Below are 20,813 nucleotides of genomic sequence, written 5' to 3'. Positions count from 1 at the left end.
TTTTTCATGATCTGTGTAGGTTGTTCCACGATGGAAACCGGCTACAGCCTTGTTTTGCAGGGATGCAGACCACTGCCCGAAATTTGCGGTAAGAAGGTCATGCATTATTCTCCGATATTGGCCGGCGAGTGGACCGGCTATCAGGCGCTGATACTAGACAAACTATACCGATGGGGCACAGCGGCGATCAGGATGTTGCCGAACCTGGTGGTGGCAATTATTGTACTGGTGATGTTTTGGCTGCTGGCCCGGCTGTTGCGCGGCTTTGCCAACCGGCTGGTATGGAAGGTCACTGAAACGGCGGCCATTTCCGGGCTGGTAGCCAGCACTGTTTACCTGCTGGTGCTGCTGATGGGCCTCTTCATTTCGCTGAATGTGCTGCGACTGGACAAAGCGGTGACCTCGCTGTTGGCCGGCGCGGGCATTATTGGTCTGGCACTGGGCTTTGCTTTCCAGGACCTTACCGCCAATTTTATCTCCGGTATTTTTATCACTTTCCGCAAGCCTTTCGCGGTGGGACATGTCATTGAAACAAACGGGTTTACCGGTACGGTCAATAACATCCGGCTGCGCTCCACCACGATGATCACGGCCGACGGTTTACATGTGATCATTCCCAACAAAGACATTTTTCAGAAACCAATCATCAATCATTCCCTGACGCCCCTGCGGCGTATCACCCTCACATTCACTTTGCCAGCCGGGGAACGTCTGCCGGAGGCGGAAAAAATAATGTTGGACAGGGTACAGGAAAGTAAGGCGGTAATGACCAACCGCCCCCGCACCGTACGTTTCGACAGTATTGACGGCGGCAACGTAAAGGCGCTGCTCTGCTGCTGGGTAGACAATGAACAGGAAGGCACTTATGAAGATACGGTGCATGAACTGATTGTGAATGTAACAGGAGCATTGAAGAAAGCCGGCATACTTTGATGCCGGCTTTTTATGTATCTTCCCCGCATGATGTCCTCCGCCGAAAATATGATCATTCAACTGCTGGAGGGGCAGGATGCCCTTCCGTATGACCTGTTACTGCTGGCCGACCCTTCCCGGGAGATGATTGATACGTATATCTCGGATTCCCGTGTGTACCTTGCCCGGATCGGTGAGGTACGTGTAGGCGTGTACGTGCTGACGCCCCTCGATGGTAAAAAAGCCGAAGTGAAAAACATTGCAGTACATGAGAACTGGCAGGGGAGAGGGCTCGGCAAACAACTACTGACGGATGCCGCTATCAAAGCCAGGGAACTGGGTTTTGAGACACTCGTTATCGGTACCGGCAATTCCAGCGTGGCACAGTTGTATCTTTATCAGCGCAGCGGTTTTGAGATCACCGCTATCCGTAAAGATTTTTTTGTACAGCACTACCCGGAACCTATCTACGAAAACGGGATTCCCTGCAAACATATGATCATGCTGGAGAAACAACTCTGACCGCTATCGCGCAAATGAACAGGACCTGTATCGAAACCGGACAATTTAAATAATTACATTATTTATATTATTTTGATAAATAGGTATGCCAGAGGTTGGCGTTGGATATGCAGACCAGAAGGTGAACTGTATCAAAACCCGGTATCATGTTTAAAAGTTACTTCCTGACCACGTGGCGTAACCTCGTAAAAAACAAATTTTACTCGCTGATCAATATTGCCGGTCTTACTACAGGGCTGGCGATTGGACTGCTGATCCTGTTGTGGGTACAGGATGAGCGCAGCTTTGACCGGTTTCACCAGCGGGCAGACCACCTGTACCGACTTGAAAACAAAGTAGGCACCGGCGTCAGCCGCCATATCTGGACAGTCACCAATGCGCCTATTGCGGTGAATGCACAGGCCCGGCTGCCGGAGGTAAAAGGCATGATGCGGATGACAGATAACTACCTGTATTCTTCTTTCCGCTATAACAACCAGGTTTTCCCCGCTAACAAAGCATTCTTCACGGATACTACACTCTTTAGCATTTTTGATTTCCCCCTCCTGCAGGGTAATGCGGCCAAACCTTTTACCGACGCTCATTCCGTGGTGATGACAGAGAAAGCGGCGCGTAAATATTTCGGTAAGGACAACCCGCTGGGGAAAGTGATCGTGGCCAACGATAAGACCAGTTTTACGGTGAGTGGTGTCATCAAAGACTTTCCCCTCAATTCATCTATACAGGGTGAGCTGTTTTTCCCGATGCAGTTATTGAATGATATGCACCGGGCCGGTAAAGGAATAGACGCTGATCATGAATGGGAGGAGTTTGATTTTCAGACTTACCTGCTGTTGCAGCCCGGTACGGCCATAGCCGCACTGGCGACCAGACTGCGCAACATACACCTGGAGCACGAGCCGGACGATACCGACATCGAATACCTGTTGCAACCGCTGGCCAGCATGCACCTGTACAATGCAGACGGCACTGATGACGGTATGCAGACCGTGCGTATTTTTACCATTATCGCGGTGCTTATCCTGGCCATTTCTGCGATCAACTATGTGAACCTTTCTACTGCCCGTGCGGTGTTAAGGGCCAGGGAGGTCAGTGTGCGGAAGATCATTGGCGCAGCAAGAAGACAATTGTTTTTCCAGTTTATGATTGAAACGGCGTTTCTTTTCCTGTTGTCGCTGGGACTGGCACTGTTGCTGGCGGAGGCGCTGCTGCCGCTGTTCAACCGCCTGTCGGGTAAAGCGTTGGCCATTGATTTTATGAGCGTGCGTCTATGGATGCTGACAGGAGTTACCGGGCTGGCCACGCTGGCGGTGTCCAGCATTTATCCGGCTTTGATGCTGTCGGCCTTTGAACCCCTGAAAGCGCTGAAAGGGATGCTGGCGGCCGGTATCCGCGATGTGACTTTCCGCAGGGTGTTGGTAGTGGGGCAGTTTGCCATTTCCATCGGTCTGATTACAGGCACCCTGATCATCGGGAAGCAACTACATTTTATGCGGACAAAAAATCCGGGTTACGACAAAGAGCATGTGCTCATGTGCTGGATGCCGCAGGGCAATGCGCACTACGATGCCATTCGTGAGCGGATGCTGCGCGAACCGGAGATCAAAGGCATGGTGCGGGCTTCCGGTAATATCGCTATGCTGGGCGTACAGTCCGGCGATAACCAGTGGGAGGGAAAAGAGAAAGGGGAAACGGTGATGGTATATCCGCTCAGCGTTGAAAAAGATTTTATTCCCTTCTTTAAGATGCAGCTGACAGCCGGCCATAATTTTTCCGGTACGCCTGCTGATTCCGGCCATTATATCCTGAACGAAACAGCCGTGAAAGAGATGGGGCTCAAAGATCCGGTAGGACAGCGTTTCAGCCTGTGGAAGCGGGAAGGCATCATTGTGGGGGTTATCAAAGATTTTCACTTCGCCTCGCTGAGAGAAAAGATAGAACCGGTAGTGTTGTATTATGACCCGCAGCGCAGCGCTATGCTGCTGATGAAAACCGGAGGGCAGGAGGCATCCGGCGCTATTGCCGCTTTAAAAAACGTGTGGCAGCAATATAGTGCGGAGATACCTTTTGAATATCATTTCATGGATGAAACCTTTGACGATATCTACCGGTCGGACCAACGGACCGGCAACCTGTTCAACGTATTTGCAGGTATCGCCATTTTTGTGTCCTGCCTTGGCTTACTGGGGCTGACAGCTTATACTGCGCAGGTGCGTACCCGTGAGATCGGTGTCCGCAAAGTGCTGGGGGCGGGGGTGAGCAGTATCGTCCGTTTGCTGACGCTGGATTTTATCCGCTTAATATTGATCGCCAACCTGATTGCGCTGCCTGTATCGTGGTGGGCTATGAGCCGTTGGCTGAACGAGTTTGCTTATCGTATTCCGCTCAATTGGACCGTCTTCTTTCTATCCGGGACCATAGCGTTGCTGATAGCGCTTTTTACCATCAGTTTCCAATCCATAAGGGCGGCCATGGCCAACCCGGTCAGAAGCCTGAAAACTGAGTGATCTTACTTCCAGAACCCCTGCGCCTGAATGTGATTAGCAGGGCATCCCCTTGTTTTTAATATTTTTCTGGCGGCTGCTACGAGATGGGAATTGCCCACGATGTAGTATTGCCAGGAGGGGTGCAGCGCCTGCTGTTCCAGCTGGGCCAGCAGCGCATCAGCGCTGGGTAATGTTTCCAGCGGCAGTTCGGGAAATTCCGTTGTAAACTGGTCACGATGTGCTGCTTCCGGGATGACCACCATGCCGGATATCCAGTTGTGGGAGGCGGCCAGTTGCTGCAGTCCGTTGAAATGTCCAATCGCACTCTGGTCCCCCAGCATCACCAGGTGAGAGCCCTGTATAATTTTCTGCCGGGTACCGTCTACGCCCAGATAGTGCAGTACGTCGCCGGGGACAAGGTGCTGTGCCCATTGGCTGCCGGGGCCATCGTGACTGGTATCAATAAAAAGGGTGCAGGTGCGGAGGGCCACGTTCCAGCGTGCCGGCGTATAGTCGCGGTAGTGATAAGGCGCCACGCGGCATTTGATATGCGGAGGTGATTGCCAGTTTTGCATGTTCACACCGGGCAGGTGAAGGTCTATTTCACAGAAGCCGGATGGTTCCCAGTGACGGACGTCCAGCACAGATCCTTGCCGGTTAATGGTTTTCTCGAGAAATCCCAGGCGGCGTTGACGTAAAGTAGTTGTTTCCATCATCATGTGATTAAGATGCAAAACAACGAAGGAATCGGGTCCGGGAAAATAGACAATCAAAGGGAAAGATTGGATAAATCGCGGTATCTGGCTCTGAATGTCAGGGGTGTTTCGCCGGCCAGCTTACGGAATACGCGGGTAAAGTAGGTGTGGTCTTCAAAGCCGGTACGGAAGGCGATTTCTTTGGTGGTAAGGTCTGTGTAGTAGAGCAGGCGTTTGGCTTCCCGTAAGGACTCCTGCTGAATCCAGTGGCTTACGGGGAAGCCGGTGTGTCCTTTCACCATTTCGTTGAGATAGGAGAGGGAAAGGTTCATTTTGTCTGCATAGGCGGCGGGGCTTTTCAGTGTGAGGAAATGCTCTTTTACCAGTTCTTTGAACTGGCGGCAGATGATGGATGCGCGGTTCGTTTGTTGCCGGCTGTCGTCGTTGGCCTGCAGGAAGGCGTTGGCCACCATGCCTACGTAGGCATCGATGAGGGAGTGCAGCACTTTACGTTGCAGGGCGTCCGATTTGGAGTATTGGTCGTACTGCATGATCAGCTGCAGGCATTGGGTGAACGGTGTGGTGTCGTCCAGTGGGATGCATTGCTGAAGGCCTTTGGCATCTTCAAAGATATTGCGCCATGCATCCTGTACCAGTGGAATATCTACTGCCAGGAACCAGCCGGAGACAGTGCCTTTATCGGTATAGTGATGTACCTGTCCGGGGGCGATGTATCCGATGCCTTTGTCTTTGGTGCGCTGCAGGGAGAAATCGATCATGAGTTCTATTTCACCGGTATCCTGCAGAAAGAAGACAAAGTAGTCATCGCGGTGTGGCTCCAATGCGGCCATGGTACCGGGTTGTATCTGGGTGTATTTGATTTCGATCCCGTTGCCGAAATCGGCTTTGTGAACGGGTACCTGTTTTTTCTTTTGTGGTTTGCTGCGCATGGTATTGTTGGAAGCTCCCTCCGGCATGCCGGAGGGAGCATTGGTTATGCGGGGATATTGTCTTTAGCGATGATGGTCCAGTCCTGGTTGCCATGGCCTTTGGCGATCCAGCGGTCCATTTCTTCCGCGATGGCCGGGATAACAGCGAGGTGTGTACCGTTTTGGGCGGCGGCGTTAAGAAACAGCTGTGTGTCTTTACGGGCCATGTTCAGCTCCCAGGAGGGGCTGTCATAGGTGCCGGCCGTCATACGTTTGAGCCTGGGGGCTACTTGTGCGCCGGGGTTCCAGGCGCTGAACAGCGTATATACTTCGTTCAGCTGTATGTTCAGCGCTTTGCAGAGGGACAGCATGTCTGAGAGGCCGGAGGTGAATGTCACGAGGAAAAGGTTGCCCATCAGTTTAATAGCTGCTGCTTTGCCCGGCTCCGGTCCGAAATTAAGCACCTGGCCGGTCAGCTTTGACAGTTCCGGTTCCAGCTGGCTGATCAGCTCCTGGTCACCGGAAACGAGCATGTTGCCGCTGCTGTCCAGCGCATTGGCGGGACCCATAAATACCGGTGCATGCTGGTAAACGAAGCCACGTTCTTTCCATGCTTTGGTGCGCTGAACGGCGCCTTCGGCGGAAGTAGTGGTGTGATCTATAATAATGGCGCCTGGTTTAAATCCAGCGCTGGCGGCGGCTAACACCTCGTCTACAGACGCGTCATCTTTCAGGGTAAGATGAATCCTGTCCGCTCCTTTTACGGCATCTGCCGCATTTTCAAATGCTTTGGCGCCGTAGGCTTCCAGTGCCGTTGCACGGGAGGCGGTGCGGTTCCATACCTGTACCTGCATTCCTTTGCTGATCATTGCCCTGACAAAGTTCGATCCCAGCAGGCCCATACCTAAAAATGCTACCATGATATTGAATTTTTGGCAAAGGTAGGAAAGAGCGGGAATATGCTTTTGTACCTATAATATCATCAGCTGCATAAAGGCGGCAGTATCGCTTTTATGCTCGCGTGCAGTATGCAGTGCATCGAGATAGGGGAAGGTGGTGATATTATATCGGAAGGCAGGCAGTTTGTGACTGAATTTTTTTTCGAGGTATTGGTTCAGCTCCGCATCTGTTTTATGTCCTTCGATATAGGAGGTCAGGAAATAGTAGAGGCTTTTGTGTTCTTTTTCGAGCAGGAGGTGGAGGGCGATCACAAAGGCGCCGTAGGTGGTATCGTTGCTGCGCGCCAGGATATCGCCAGCTTTTTCGTAGAAAGCAGTGTTCAGCTGCTGGTAATGCAGTGGCAGGAATATCAGGCAGAAATATTCGATATTGCTGTTTTCAAAAGCGCCGCTGGTGGTTTCTCCGCCGTCCATGTTATGCCAGGTGGCCCACTCCATGAACTCGTTGAGCGGCTGTCTGCCGGCCAGTAACTCTTTTAACTGGTGCATCAGTCCATTTACCGTAGGAGCCGTGTCTTTGGCATATTGTTTATAGTCCTGCCACTCGAAGAAGTGGTCGGGGTGACCGGCTTCCAGCGCCGTTTCAAAAAGGGACACCGGATCAGTGAATCCCGGTTCATAAGGTTCTGGTTGCAGCGTGGCTTCCAGTTGGATAATCAGCTCCCGGGTGGTCAGCTCTCCCTGGAACCAGCGGATGATCATATCATGAAAAAACGGGTATTGTTTTTCCGGGGCACTCATGGCAAACATGTTTAAGGGTGCTAATGTACGAAGATCTGGTTACAGGAAGAGCTCGTATGGTCCCGCTGAGGAATTATTTCCTGCCGAAGAACCGTTGTTTATCGCTTTTAGCAGGTATCAGGCTTTGGATGGCGGCAGCGGCTTCGATGGAGCGGTCGGCTTCAATGAGGCTGGCGCCATCGCGGATGATGGCCTGGTAGGCGGCGGCACGGGCCGCTGCGTCTGGCTGTTTGTCGTAGGTGGGCGCTGTGGAAATCATGCACATCACGCCGCGCTGGTGGAGCGCGTCGTACAGTGGTTGCAGCTGCGGCTTGTTATCGGGGCCTACATAGGCCATGATGTGCGACCATGGAATGCCAGCGGCTTCATATTCGGCCATGGCTTCCGGTGTTTTGACGAAGGCTTCAAAAACAAAGTCTTTGTTGCGGTCATAGTACCAGCGGGCATCTTTCGCGGTATGTACGGTGATCATGACATGGCCTTCTGCCTTGTTTCTGGTGATGAGGCGGGCCGTCATTTCAAAGGGCACGTCTTTTTTATCGAGGATGAGGACCGTTTTTCCTTTGGCCCAGGTAATGGCTTCCTGCAGGGTGGGGATGCGGTGTTCCGTTACATTGCCTTCCACGTCTTTCAGTTTCAGCTGTTTCAGTTCAGCCAGCGTGTAATCGGATACTTTGCCGGTGCCGGTGGTCGTGCGGTCCAGCGTGGCGTCGTGCATGAGTACGATGGCGCTGTCTTTGGTGAGCCGCGGATCTATTTCAAAAGTGGCGGGTGTATGCCGCAGGGTGTTTTCAAAGGCGGCGATGCTGTTTTCCGGGAAGCCTTTATTCACGCCGCCGCGATGGCCGCTGATGAAGGGAATGTCTTTACCGGTATAACGGAGGAATGCCTGCAGTTCTTTGCTGTTGCGGATATGGAGCACATGCATTTTTTGTGCATGAGCAGATAGGTGTGCCAGCAGGGCTGTCGCCAGGAATAATTTTTTTATCATGATCTGAATTTGACAAGGGCGAAATATATTTATTTTCCGGCAGCATTTGCAGCCGGTGCAGGACTGGTGATATTAATTTAATATTGATATTGTTTATATATTTTATAATACTTATGCTTTTGAGGGAAGATAAAAACGGGAAAACTCCCCTAAATCTTTGACATTCATAAGTTATTTTTGCGCTTCCTTATGTGATACAATCATACCATGTTCTTTAGGAAAATCGCTAATTTCTGGAATGCTGTAGTAAACATCGGAATACATCCCGGTTTGTCTTTCATTGAAACGAGAAGGACTAAATTATTGAATACTGTCGCGATCCCGGGTGTTGTCCTGACGTTGTATTTCTGCGTCCTTAACCTGATACAGCACCGGCCGGCACTGGCTGTGGTGAATATCATCCATACTTTTGGGGATCTGCTGATCCTGTATCTGAATAAAAAACAGCGTTACCTGCAGGCGCGTGCCGTGGTGATCGTATTCAGTCTGCTCCTGTATGGTATTTCGGGATTCTTTTTCCGGAACGGCGTTGAGTTTTATCTTATCCTGATACTGGTGCTCATCTATCTTATTTATGATAACAAGTGGTTGCTGGCCTTCCTTTCTGTACTGATCATCTCCGTGATCGCCTTTGTTTATTATGCGCCGGTGTTTTGGTACATGGAGCCGCTGGTGCCCTCCGGCAGGATACTGGCCAACCTGGTCATCGCGCTGGGTGTAGTGGTCATCGCCCTGCTTTATTTTAAAAGCGTACATGCAGAATACCAGCAGGAGACGGAAGACCAGCGTAAAGCGCTGGATATCCTGAACCGCGACAAAGTAAAACTGTTCTCCATCATCGCTCATGATATCCGCAGTCCGCTGGCCACGCTGGAAGGGCTGTTGCTGATGTTCAGCAATGACCACTACAGTGAAAAGGATATGAAATCTGCCGCGGTAGAACTCCATCTGAAAGTATCCCAGCTGGGAGAAACGCTCAATAACCTCTTGCGCTGGACGGCCGGACAAATGAAAGGACTGCACACGGTTCCCGCAGTGCTGCCCCTGGCGTCGCTGGTCAACGATGCGCTGAGCCCCTTCGAGCCGAATGTACGGCAGAAAGAGATCCAGCTGGACATGTCCATAGCGGACGATGTGCAGGTGTACGCAGATGTGAACCAACTAATGATCGTTTTACGTAACCTGATCAGCAATGCTGTTAAATTCAGTCACCAGGGCGGGAAAATCACCATCCATACTTCTATAGAAGATAAAAATATATGTCTCCATGTGAATGACCATGGGGTAGGGATGGACCGCGAGCGGCAGGCCACCCTTTTCTCCTTCGGGTACAAACCCAGTTACGGTACGGCAGGTGAACGGGGATCTGGTATCGGGCTGGTATTGTGCGCCGAATTTATCCGGCAAAACAACGGGGAAATTACGGTAGAAAGTGAACCCGGTAAAGGCACCACGTTCCGGCTGACGTTACCGGGCAGCAGGGAGGGAGCACCCGCAGAAACAGAAGAAGACTGGTAGTGGCCAACTTCGCATGATGCTGGGTTTGATGAAATATTTTCATAGCTTTGTTTTCAAGGCTAAACATTTTCATCAACCAAACCAATGCCCGCTTACCACGTATACGAGGACAGTGAACTGCTTGACTTTATGAAGTCGGGCCATGAAGCCGCATTTGATGAAATCTACCACCGCCACTGGCATACCCTCTATCACGCCGCCTATTACCTTTTGCAGGAAGAAGCCCCCGCCATGGACATCGTACAGGACGTATTTGTCTGGTTCTGGGAACATCGTGATCACCTCGTGCTGACCACCCTGCGGGGATATCTCCTGATGGCAGTACGTTATAAAGTAGCCAACTATTTCCGCCATCAGAAAGTACGCGCCGCCTTTGCCGCAGAGACAGCCATGCAGGCCCGGGAAGAGGGCTCCCTCGACCAGGTGCTGGAACTGAAAGAACTAAAAGCCGTCATCGCTCACTTCACCGCCACCTTGCCCGACCGCTGCCGGGAAGTATTTCAACTAAGCCGGCTGGAACACCTGTCTAACCGTGAAATTGCCCGTCAGCTGGGGGTTTCGGAGAAGACAGTGGAGAACCAGCTGACAATTGCGCTGAAAAAATTAAGAGTGAGACTGGGAAGTATGAGTTTGTTGCTGTGATCACATCAGTAGATTGAATATCTACCCTCTGCCTGCCACCTGCATGATAGTATCCATTTAGAGAAATGAATATTTATAAAATACCCGGTTATACCCCAAAAAAAGGTCAACGAGCAACGTGTCAGGTCGTCTCCCCCAAAAAAAAATTGGATCTCCTTTGGGGGATCTCTCCGGTTAACGTGCCTTCTATACAGGAACGTCCTTATGGAACAGGAAATACTACAACGTTTAATCGAAAAAATCAGTGATGGCACCGCCACAGACGAGGAAATGACCTTGTATCTGCGGTATTGCGCATCTGCTGAACAGGCGGGTGAGCGCACGTTGCCCCGGCCCGGTATCAAAGGGGTAGAGGAGCGGATGCTCGCGGCCATTCACCAGCGTACCGGCCGCCGGAAGTCACGGCATATGGTGCGGTATTGGTATGCGGCAGCAGCGATGCTGACCGGCCTCATCGCACTGGTGGTATATCTGAAACCGGAAAAGCATGCAACCGGGCCATCGCTGGCCACAGCCATACAGCAGGACATTCCGGCCGGCAGTGATAAAGCGGTACTGACCCTCGCCAACGGTAAAAAGATTACGCTGGGAACGGCCGATGATGAGGCGGTAGCAAAGCAGGCCGGCCTGCGGGTGTACCGGAGCGACAGCGGCGAGATCGTGTACGAGGCTACCGGCGCCGGCAGCGGTTTCCATGAAATATCCACACCCCGCGGCGGGCAATACCGGGTGGTGTTGCAAGACGGCAGCAAGGTGTGGCTCAACGCCGCTTCTTCCCTGCGTTACCCGGCTACTTTCACCGGCAGTACCCGCACCGTGGAACTGAAAGGGGAAGCCTACTTTGAAATTGCCGGCAACGCCCGCCAGCCTTTCATCGTACAAACACCATCGCAAGCAGTGGAAGTATTAGGTACCCACTTCAATGTGAACGCCTATGAAGAGAATACGCATACGCAGACAACATTGCTGGAGGGCCGCGTAAGAGTCAGTGCCGGCAGCAGCGGATTGATATTACATCCCGGAGAACAGGCCCGCCTCAACCATCAGGGCGCCCTCTCCAAAGCCACGGCAGACGCCAACGCCGCGGTTGCATGGAAAAACGGCTATTTTATTTTTAACGAAACGTATCTCACCGAAGTATTGCAACAACTTTCCCGCTGGTATGATGTAGAGGCGGATCTCAAAACGATTCCAAAAATGCGTTACAACGGCGTTATTCCACGAAACGTACCGCTGTCAAAAGCGCTGGAAATGCTCGAATTCACCGGCGGCGTAAAATTCAATGTGAACAATAATAAGATCAGTATCAGGCACTAAAAAACAAAAACAAGGAGGAAAAAATTCGTCAACCAGAAAAAAAGACCGGCCATGCGTCAACATGACCGGTCACAGATAAGGTAAAACAGTTACCAAACGCACATTCAGTAAACTATTCTTTCACCTAACCAAACAAATGTATGAATTTCAGAAATCCATACAAAGGGGTGTTTTGTCCCACCACCAGGAACCCCCGTCACCAGTACCTAACAAAATTTTTAAATGTTATGAAGCTGACGTTTCTGTTGATGACGGTCGCTTTTATGCAGGTATCGGCTGCGGCATTTTCGCAGCAAGTGACCCTGCAACTGGAAAAAGCCTCCCTGAAAACAGTGTTCGCCGAGATCCGGCGACAAACCGGTTATGAAGTGCTGTTCAGCACGGAAATACTGGAGAAAGCCACTCCGGTAAGCATACGGGTGAAAGACGCTTCCATCGATGAAGTGATGGCGACAGCGCTCTACCATCAACCCCTGTCATACCGTGTCGAAGGAAAAATCATCCTGATCGGTAACAAGACACCTGTCTCCGCCACCACGCCGGTCACCGTAAAAATGCCGGTGAAAGGCCGGGTCACCAATGACAAAGGAGAGCCTCTTCCCGGTGTCAGCATCCTCGAGAAAGGAACGGCTAATGGCACCATTACGGACGGACAAGGCGCATTTTCGCTCAACGTACAAGGCCCTGCGTCCGTGCTGGTTGTCCGTTTTATCGGGTACGCGCAGCAGGATATCAAAGCCGCGGCTACGATGAACATCGTGTTGCTGGAAGACCTGTCTTCCATGAGCGAAGTAGTAGTGGTGGGCTACGGCTCCCAGAAAAAAGCGAATCTTACCGGCGCGGTCAGCTCCGTAAAAATGGATGAAGTGCTTGGCGACAGGCCTGTGAGCTCCGCCTCCCAAGCCCTGCAGGGCGCCGTTCCCGGGCTGCAGATCACCTACGGCTCCGGGCAGCCCGGCACCTCCACGGCGATCAATATCCGCGGCTATACTTCCATCAACGGCGGAGAGCCACTGGTGCTGGTAGACAACGTGCCCATGGACATCGACGATGTAAACCCGAAAGACATCGACAACGTTACCGTACTTAAAGACGCGGCAGCGGCCTCTATCTACGGCGCCCGCGCCGCCTTCGGCGTGATACTGGTCACCACCAAAAAAGGAAAGAAAAACCAACCTGTCCGCTTTAACTATTCCAACAACTTCACTTTCAGCTCACCCACCACGCTGCCGAAGAAAGCCACGCCGCTGGAATTGGTGCGCGCCCTGAAAGACTTCGGTACCAACTCTTACTGGACAGGTCAGAACGTGAATACCTGGCTGAAACTGCTGGAAGAATACCAGCAGGCCCCGGCTACTTACCCTGACGGCTACACGACGGTGAACGGCCTGAAATATCCGCTGATGGAAACAGACCTCTATGGAGAGCTGTTCAACCGCGGATTTGAACAAATGCACAACTTCTCCTTTGGCGGCGGCTCGGAAAAAACAACGTTCCGCGTGTCCGGCGGCTATACCGGGGAAGATGGCATCCTCGTTACCAACAAGGACAAATACACCCGTTACAACTTCAACGCCTATCTCGGAACGGAGCTGACAAAAAATCTTAATGCCAGCGTCAACCTGTTCTACAAAAACAGTAACCGCACTACGCCGGCAGATTTTGGCAGCCTGTTCTACAACGCGATAACTTATAGTTCGTATATACCTACCGGTTATGGCACTGCGCCCAATGGCGATGTGCTGCCTTACAACACACCGAACAACGTTGTGCGTACGGAACCGGTCAACACCACCTTTGGAGACGACCTGCGCCTGTTCGGTAAACTCGAATACAATCCGCTGAATGGGTTAAAGATCACAGGAGAATATACCTACAACAAAAAAAATGAGGACAACCGGCAGATCAGGGGTAAAAATGAATACATCAACGCCGCTACCTACGACCGGCAGTTCCTCAATAACAATACCCGCTACACCCGCGCCAACGACCGCACGGTATACCAGGCGGTCAACCTCTACGCCAGTTATACCAGGGCGCTGGGACAGCACCATGCCACCGTATTGATCGGTACCAACCAGGAGATCAGCAAACAGGAAAACTTCAGCATCAACCGGCTGGACATCCTCAGTCCGCAGGTACCCTCCCTGTCTACCTCCACCGGCACTATCGCCGGCGGCGACGGCTTCGGCGAATACGCCATCTCCGGTTATTTCGGGCGCATCAACTACGACTACAAAAATAAATACCTGCTGGAAGTGAACGGTCGTTTCGATGGCTCCAGCCGCTTTGCGCCAGGCCACCGCTTCGGTTTCTTCCCCTCCGTGTCTGCCGGCTGGAATGTGAGTGAAGAGGCTTTTATGAAACCTCTCAGCCCTGTGCTGTCACAATGGAAACTGCGCGCTTCCTTTGGTGAAATCGGTAACCAGGTGGTGTTTAAAAAAGATAAGGCGGGCAACAGGGTGCCTAACTATTACCCCTATATCCCGGGCATGGAGCCTTACAACGCCGCCTGGACAGACCCCGCCACCAACATCCGCTACGTATCGCTGGGCATGCCTGCACTGGTAAGTTCCGACTTCACCTGGGAAACGGTACGTACCCTCGACTTCGGTACGGACTTCAGCCTGTTCCGCGATCGCCTCAATACTACGTTCGACTGGTACCGCCGCAGCACACTGAACATGCTGGCGCCGGGCGCGGAACTGCCTGCCATCCTCGGAGCACCCGCACCATTACAAAACGTGGCCGACCTGGAATCCAAAGGCTGGGAACTGCAGATGTCCTGGAAAGATAAAATAAGGACGGTGAGTTATTCCATCGGCTTCAACCTGTCAGACAGCCGCGCTTTCATTACCCGGTACAACAACCCCGCCGGCCTGCTGAACATCAACGCCAACGGCCAGCTGGACAACTTCTACACCGGGCAGGAAATCGGGGAAATATGGGGCTTTGGTACCTACGGATTTTATACTGTGGATGATTTCCAGAAAGGATCGCTGGACGCCAACCTGCAGAAAGGCACGCTGCTGCCCGGTGTACCCGGATACCGCGGCGTACCGCAGAACCCCGGCGATATCCGCTATGAAGACCTGAACGGCGACGGCCAGATTTTTACAGGCAACAATACCCTGTCAGATCCGGGCGACCGTAAAATTATCGGTAATGCCCAGCGCCGTTTCCAGTTCGGTGTCTTCGGCAATGCCTCCTGGAATAATTTCGACTTCTCCTTCTTCCTGCAAGGTGTCGGCAAGAGAGACCTGTGGCTGAGCAACCAACTGTATTGGCCTTATCTCAACCAGTTTGGTACCATGTATAAACACAACCTCGACTACTGGACACCTACCAATCCCAACGGCTTCTATCCGCGGGGCTACCCTGATGGCGCCGGTAACGCAGACAAGAGCCGTTTTGTGCAGACAAAATATTTATCCAACGGTGCTTACCTGCGGGTGAAAAACATCACGCTGGGATACACTGTGCCCAAGTCACTGCTGAAACGTATTTTCATCGATAACGTTCGTGTATTCGTGACCGGTGAAAATCTCTTCACCTTCGATCACCTGCCGGACGGTATGGAAGCCGATGCCTCCATTGTGAGCGATGGTGGTATCTATCCTTTCCTGAAGAAATACAGCTTCGGTCTTAATGTTAATTTCTAACCAGCAAAAACAATCAGCATGAACCGTATTCAACATATCGTTTCCGTTGCTGCTGCCGCCTTGTTGCTGCACAGCTGCCAGGGCCGGCTGGACCTGCAACCGAAAGACCAGCTCACGGAAAAGACCACGTTTACACAATACGATAATATCAAAGCTTACGCCTGGCAGTTCTATGAAGTGTTTCCCGGATATGCTTCTGCCAATGTGAATAAAGAATATGACGGGGACCTGTTCCTGAATGCCAACCCCAACGGAGAGTCCAACTGGATCTGGCAACGTGTTACCATCCCGTCGTCTTCTGATGATTACAAAGATCCTTATGCAAGAATCCGCGCGGTGAATATTATGCTCGACAACCTTGACCAGTCGCCTATTTCAGCGGCCGACAAAGATCACTGGCGCAGTGTGGGTTATTTTTTCCGGGCCTACAGTTACGCCAACCTGGTGAATAAGTATGGTGATGTGCAGTGGGTGGAAAAAGCGCTGTCTGACGGTGACGGGGAGCAGCTGTATGCGAAACGCACGCCCCGCGCTGAAGTGACGCAGAAGGTCCTCGATCAGCTGCTTTGGGCGGAAGCGCATATTAAACCCGCCGGCGACGGTCCCAATACCATCAACGTACATGTGGTGCGCGCGCTGATCTCCCGTTTCGGGCTAATGGAAGGTACCTGGCGCCGGTACCATCAGCTGGGCGATCCGCTGCCTTACCTGCGGGCCAGCGCAGATGCCGCGGCTAAACTGGTAAAAGACTTTCCCCTGCTGAACCCCAACTACGACCTCGACTTCAACAGCGAATCGCTGGCCAATGTACCGGGAATTCTGCTGTATAAACAGTACGAACAAACGCAGGTGTATCATTCGCTGGCATCGCTGGGACGTAACTCTGCCGGCCGCTGGGACCTGACCAAAAAAGCGGTGGACATGTACCTGATGACAGACGGACAAACCCGCTGGACCAGCCAGCAGTTTGCCGGCGATCAATCTCCTTACACCGAATTCCGTAACCGCGATAAACGTTTATACTTCACCGTGCCACCACCGTTTAAAGTGGTAGTGAATCATCCCAGCATGAACTGGCAGCCTACCGGTAATCCCGTGGACCAGGAGTATTTCCCCGTGATGGCCGCTATCTCCGGTCCTAAGAATAAAACGCTGCCCACGCTCAACTGGCAGGGGCTGGTGGTACGGCAGGAACCGCATTTTGCAGACGATAACCAGGGACAACCATTTAATGTTACGTATACCGGTTACCGTTTCTATAAATTCAGCAACAAGATACAGATGGTACAGAACCTCGATGTGAACGATGCGCCTATTTTCCGTATGGGAGAGGTGATGGTCAATTATGCAGAGGCGAAATATGAGCTGGGTGAATTTGATCAAAGCATCGCTGATCAGACAATTAATAAACTACGTGCGCGTGGCGGCGTGGCGCCGTTGCAGCTGGCGGCCATTCCTGCCGACCCAACACGCGATGCAACGGTAACGCCTGCACTCTGGGAGATCCGCCGTGAGCGGGCCATAGAGCTGATGGGTGAATCTTTCCGTTTTGATGACCTGCGCCGCTGGAAGAAAATGGACTACGTGCTGCAGCAGAAACTGGGCCGCTGGATCAAAAAGGGCGTTGACGTATCTGCCACAGCACCGGTCCCTATTCAGAACGGCGCTACAGAAGGGTATATCGCCTATGAGAAAGTACCGCCTGCACCATTTCCTGAGTATTATTATCTTTATCCGATCCCATCCAATCAAACGGTGCTGAATCCTGATCTGGTACAGAACCCCGGATGGAAATAACCCGTAAAAACTGAACGTGATGATGAAAAAAATTGTTCTCCCGCTGCTGTCGGCTTTACTGTTCACAGGAGCGTCCGCGCAGGCGCAACAGCGTCCCAACATCGTGTTTATCCTGGCAGATGACCTGGGCTATGGCGATCTGGGCGTATACGGTCAGCAGAAAATCAAAACGCCGAACATCGACCGCTTGTCCCGTCAGGGGATGCTGTTTACCCGCTTCTATGCCGGAACGTCGGTGTGCGCGCCGTCCCGCTCTTCGTTGCTGACAGGGCAGCATACCGGTCACACCTATGTACGTGGCAACAAAGAGATACAGCCGGAAGGACAGGAGCCATTGGCAGACACGGTGCAGAGCTACGCAAGGATGCTGCAACAGGCTGGTTATGTGACCGGCGCCTTCGGGAAATGGGGCCTGGGCATGGTTGGCACTTCCGGTGCACCGGATAAGAAAGGGTTCGATGTGTTTTATGGGTATAACTGCCAGCGGCAGTCACACCGCTATTATCCCACGCATCTGTGGAGCAATAACACACGTATCGACCTGGAAGGAAACGATCTCAAACAGAAAAAAGTATATGCGCCGGAGTTAATACAGCAGCAGACGCTGGCTTTCATTGAAAACAACCGCAGCAAACCATTCTTCCTGTTTGTACCGTCCATCCTGCCACATGCGGAATTATCAGGGCCGGACGATCAGTATTACAAACAATATGAGGACGCTTTCCCGGAAACACCGCATAAAGGCAACGACTATGGCCCGGGTGCTTTGGTGCCGGGTTATGCCTCCGTAGATAAGCCACATGCTACCTACGCAGCGATGGTCACCCGACTGGACGCCTATGTGGGGCAGATCCTCGATAAGCTGGACCAGCTGGGGCTTACACAAAATACCATCGTTATCTTCAGCAGCGACAACGGCGCCCACCGCGAAGGCGGCGCTGACCCGGTGTTTTTCAACAGTTCCGCCGGGCTGCGGGGTTTCAAACGGGACCTGTATGAAGGTGGTATCCGTACCCCTTTCATCGTAAAATGGCCGGGCAAGGTAAAGGTAGGCAGCCGCAATGCTTTTATAGGCGCGTTCTGGGACCTGATGCCTACGTTTACGCAGATCGCCGGAGCGCCCAGGCCTCCCTACACCGATGGTGTTTCCCTGGTGCCCACGCTCACCGGTAAAGGCAAGCAGGCACAGCATCCCTACCTGTACTGGGAGTTTCATGAAGATAACGGTACGCAGGCCGTACGCATGGGTAAATGGAAAGGTTTCCGCAAAGGGGTGATGAAAGACCCACAGGCGCCGCTGGAACTGTATGACCTGGACAAAGATCCGGCAGAGCAGCATAACGTGGCCGCATCTCATCCCGATATCGTTAAAAAAATAGAGGGATATATGCAGGAAGCCCATGTCGAAAGCCCGGTGTTTCCACTGACGGCGCATTAAGGAAGTAACCATATGAATAAAACGGTCAGCCTTCATAGGCTGGCCGTTTTGCATTTACGGCTGATTTTTTGTATTATTAGTGACGTTTAAAATTCCCGTTTATGCATACACGCCGTAATTTTCTGCAACAGGTGGCAGCCGCTACCATAGCTATTCCACTATCATCGCTTTCCAGTCTCGCCGCTGTCCGTGCCCGTGACGGAAAAGTGCTCCGCGTGGCCCTGATGGGACTTGGCGGTTATGCCAGCCGTGTGGCAGAAGCCATGCAGTCCTGCACAAAAGCAAAGCTTACCGGTATTGTCAGTGGCACGCCTTCCAAGATAAAGGACTGGCAAAACAAGTATGGTATTCCCGAAAAGAATTGCTACAGCTACGACACGTTCGATCAGATCAAAAACAACCCGGATATCGACGTCGTTTATGTGACCACGCCCAATGCATTGCATCACAACAATGTGATCCGTGCGGCCGCCGCCGGTAAACATGTGATCTGCGAAAAGCCGATGGCGCTCAATGCCAAAGAAGGCCGGGAGATGATCGCCGCCTGTAGGAAAGCAGGAGTACAGCTGTTGGTAGGTTACCGTATGCATTTTGAACCCAAAACGTTGGAGGTGGTCCGGATGCGTAACAGCGGGGAGTTCGGAAAAATCCTGTTCTTCCAGGGGCAGTGCGGTTTCCGTATCGGCGACCCCACGCAGTGGCGGCTGAACAAGGCGTTGGCCGGCGGCGGTTCCCTGATGGACATCGGCATCTACGCGCTCAACGGCGCTCGTTATATGGTAGGTGCGGAGCCGGTATGGGTAACGGCCCAGGAAACAAAAACAGATCCGGTGAAATTTAAAGAAGGCGTGGATGAAACGATACAGTTTCAGCTGGGCTTTCCGGATGGTACCGTAGCCTCCTGCCTGTCGACCTACAATATGAACAACCTCGATCGTTTCTTTTTAAACGGGGAGAAAGGTTTTGCCGAACTGCAACCATCTACCGGTTACGGTCCTATCCGCGGACGTACGCATAAAGGGGAACTGACACAGCCGCATAAAACCCATCAGACGGTACAGATGGACGAGATGGCGGGCATCCTGCTGGAGGGCAGGCAACCGGTGGTGCCTGTCAATGGTGAGGAAGCGCTGAAAGACCTGCAAATCATCGACGCAATTTACCAGGCGGTGAAGACAGGCCGTCGGGTGGACCTGCACCTGGGGTAACTATCCCCTGAAAGCGTTGGGCGCCAGGGATGTCTGTTTCCGGAAGAAATTAGAGAAGTGGGCCAGCTCTTCAAAACCGAGGCTGTAAGCGATCTCGGAGATGCTCCAGTCTGTTTGTTTCAGCAGTATCTTGGCTTCCTGCAAAATCCGGTTGCTGATCAGTTCTGTTGTGGTTTTACCAGTTTGCTCTTTCAGTACTTTATTGAGATGATTGACATGTACGGCCAGCTGCCCGGCGTAATCCTTTGCCGTGCGCAGTCCCACCCGGTGTTGCGGCGACGCTACCGGGAATTGTCTTTCCAGTAGTTCCGTAAACAGGGAAGATACCCTGGTAGCAGCATTATGAGCAGGATTTAACGTGTCTGCCGGTTGCAGTTTCTGGCCGTGATGGATCAGTTCCATCACGTAATTGCGGAGCAGGTCATATTTATAACGGTAATCGGAAGCCAGTTCTTTTTGCATTTTCCGGAAGATAGCCAGTATGTCGGCCGCTTCCTCATCCGACAGCTGGAACACCGGAACGCCGCCGGGCCGGTAGATCGGCAGTTCTTCCAGCACGACGCCGCTTTTATGGCGGGTGAGGAATTCATCATTAAAAATACAGAAACAACCACCCTGGTCTTCATCCAGTGGCACCCAGTTATAGGGGATGCGGGGGGTAGCGAACAGCAGGGCGTTTTTCTCCACGGGGATCACCTTATCAGCGTATTCCGCGCGGTTTCTACCCTGGATAAGGCTGATTTTATAGTAAGTACGCCGGTTATAGGGCATTACATTTTTGCTGATTTCGGCGGTATTAAACACGTTAAAATGACCGATCTCCCGTTGGGCGTCTGCCGGTTCCTGCCTGTCGGTTTCCCGGTAGAAATCTTTCAGCGTAGTAGTATCCATAGTGGTGTCGGATTTGCAGTATGCAAAGGTACGAAAAGGAGGACATCCGTCCGCCGGTTTGAATTTTGCAAACAATGGATTGATACACACAACCAGCCGCAGTAG

Annotated in this window: 16 protein-coding genes; 10 read left to right on the top strand and 6 right to left on the bottom strand. The window is 52.2% G+C overall.

Annotated features, from left to right (window positions below; translation table 11 throughout):
• The first annotated feature begins 99 nt into the window (after window positions 1-99).
• From B5D63_RS23280 to B5D63_RS23270, 3 genes are all read left to right on the top strand, one after another.
• Window positions 100-933, top strand: coding sequence for a mechanosensitive ion channel family protein (locus B5D63_RS23280; protein WP_078671229.1), 834 nt, complete (start codon window positions 100-102; stop codon window positions 931-933).
• Between the two features lie 27 nt (window positions 934-960).
• Window positions 961-1,434 carry a GNAT family N-acetyltransferase gene (locus B5D63_RS23275; RefSeq protein WP_200817076.1) on the top strand — a complete coding sequence of 158 codons (474 nt, stop codon included), beginning with the start codon at window positions 961-963 and terminating at the stop codon, window positions 1,432-1,434.
• A 146-nt stretch (window positions 1,435-1,580) separates the two neighbouring features.
• Window positions 1,581-3,941: an ABC transporter permease gene (locus tag B5D63_RS23270; RefSeq protein WP_078671228.1), complete on the top strand. Its 2,361-nt coding sequence runs from the start codon at window positions 1,581-1,583 to the stop codon at window positions 3,939-3,941.
• 2 nt (window positions 3,942-3,943) lie between these two features.
• On the opposite strand, the gene B5D63_RS23265 is transcribed toward B5D63_RS23270, so the two are convergent.
• From B5D63_RS23265 to B5D63_RS23245, 5 genes are all read right to left on the bottom strand, one after another.
• Window positions 3,944-4,633, bottom strand: a complete 690-nt coding sequence (locus tag B5D63_RS23265) for a siderophore-interacting protein (protein WP_159456126.1) — start codon at window positions 4,631-4,633, stop codon at window positions 3,944-3,946.
• A 56-nt stretch (window positions 4,634-4,689) separates the two neighbouring features.
• Entirely contained in the window at window positions 4,690-5,592 is a 903-nt protein-coding gene (locus B5D63_RS23260) for a helix-turn-helix domain-containing protein (RefSeq protein ID WP_078671226.1), read from the bottom strand.
• A 17-nt stretch (window positions 5,593-5,609) separates the two neighbouring features.
• A complete protein-coding gene (locus B5D63_RS23255) occupies window positions 5,610-6,464 on the bottom strand; it encodes an NAD(P)-dependent oxidoreductase (protein ID WP_078671225.1) in 855 nt (284 codons plus the stop codon).
• 51 nt (window positions 6,465-6,515) lie between these two features.
• Window positions 6,516-7,244: a hypothetical protein gene (locus B5D63_RS23250; protein WP_078671224.1), complete on the bottom strand. Its 729-nt coding sequence runs from the start codon at window positions 7,242-7,244 to the stop codon at window positions 6,516-6,518.
• 73 nt (window positions 7,245-7,317) lie between these two features.
• Complete coding sequence (locus B5D63_RS23245; RefSeq protein ID WP_200817075.1) at window positions 7,318-8,235, bottom strand: glycerophosphodiester phosphodiesterase family protein; 918 nt, start codon at window positions 8,233-8,235, stop codon at window positions 7,318-7,320.
• A gap of 207 nt (window positions 8,236-8,442) precedes the next feature.
• Between B5D63_RS23245 and B5D63_RS23240 the strand changes: the two genes are divergently transcribed.
• From B5D63_RS23240 to B5D63_RS23210, 7 genes are all read left to right on the top strand, one after another.
• On the top strand, window positions 8,443-9,753 hold the full coding sequence (locus B5D63_RS23240) for a sensor histidine kinase (protein WP_078671222.1): 1,311 nt from the start codon (window positions 8,443-8,445) through the stop codon (window positions 9,751-9,753).
• Window positions 9,754-9,837: 84 nt separating this feature from the next.
• A complete protein-coding gene (locus tag B5D63_RS23235) occupies window positions 9,838-10,395 on the top strand; it encodes an RNA polymerase sigma-70 factor (protein ID WP_078671221.1) in 558 nt (185 codons plus the stop codon).
• A 204-nt stretch (window positions 10,396-10,599) separates the two neighbouring features.
• Window positions 10,600-11,712 (top strand): FecR family protein, encoded by a 1,113-nt coding sequence (locus B5D63_RS23230; protein ID WP_078671220.1) that lies wholly within the window; start codon window positions 10,600-10,602, stop codon window positions 11,710-11,712.
• A 227-nt stretch (window positions 11,713-11,939) separates the two neighbouring features.
• Entirely contained in the window at window positions 11,940-15,374 is a 3,435-nt protein-coding gene (locus B5D63_RS23225; RefSeq protein ID WP_159456125.1) for a TonB-dependent receptor, read from the top strand.
• A gap of 18 nt (window positions 15,375-15,392) precedes the next feature.
• Window positions 15,393-17,171 carry a RagB/SusD family nutrient uptake outer membrane protein gene (locus B5D63_RS23220; protein WP_078671218.1) on the top strand — a complete coding sequence of 593 codons (1,779 nt, stop codon included), beginning with the start codon at window positions 15,393-15,395 and terminating at the stop codon, window positions 17,169-17,171.
• Between the two features lie 19 nt (window positions 17,172-17,190).
• On the top strand, window positions 17,191-18,609 hold the full coding sequence (locus tag B5D63_RS23215) for an arylsulfatase (RefSeq protein ID WP_200817074.1): 1,419 nt from the start codon (window positions 17,191-17,193) through the stop codon (window positions 18,607-18,609).
• Window positions 18,610-18,710: 101 nt separating this feature from the next.
• Window positions 18,711-19,817, top strand: a complete 1,107-nt coding sequence (locus tag B5D63_RS23210) for a Gfo/Idh/MocA family protein (protein ID WP_078671217.1) — start codon at window positions 18,711-18,713, stop codon at window positions 19,815-19,817.
• Here B5D63_RS23210 and B5D63_RS23205 read toward each other — a convergent pair whose 3' ends face one another.
• The gene (locus tag B5D63_RS23205; RefSeq protein WP_078671216.1) at window positions 19,818-20,708 is read right to left on the bottom strand and encodes a helix-turn-helix domain-containing protein; all 891 of its coding nucleotides are present in this window, start codon (window positions 20,706-20,708) and stop codon (window positions 19,818-19,820) included.
• Window positions 20,709-20,813: the final 105 nt, after the last annotated feature.

It is taken from the genome of Chitinophaga eiseniae (genome assembly GCF_900167135.1).
GTDB lineage: Bacteria > Bacteroidota > Bacteroidia > Chitinophagales > Chitinophagaceae > Chitinophaga > Chitinophaga eiseniae.
This window is presented reverse-complemented; position numbering and strand designations above follow the sequence as displayed.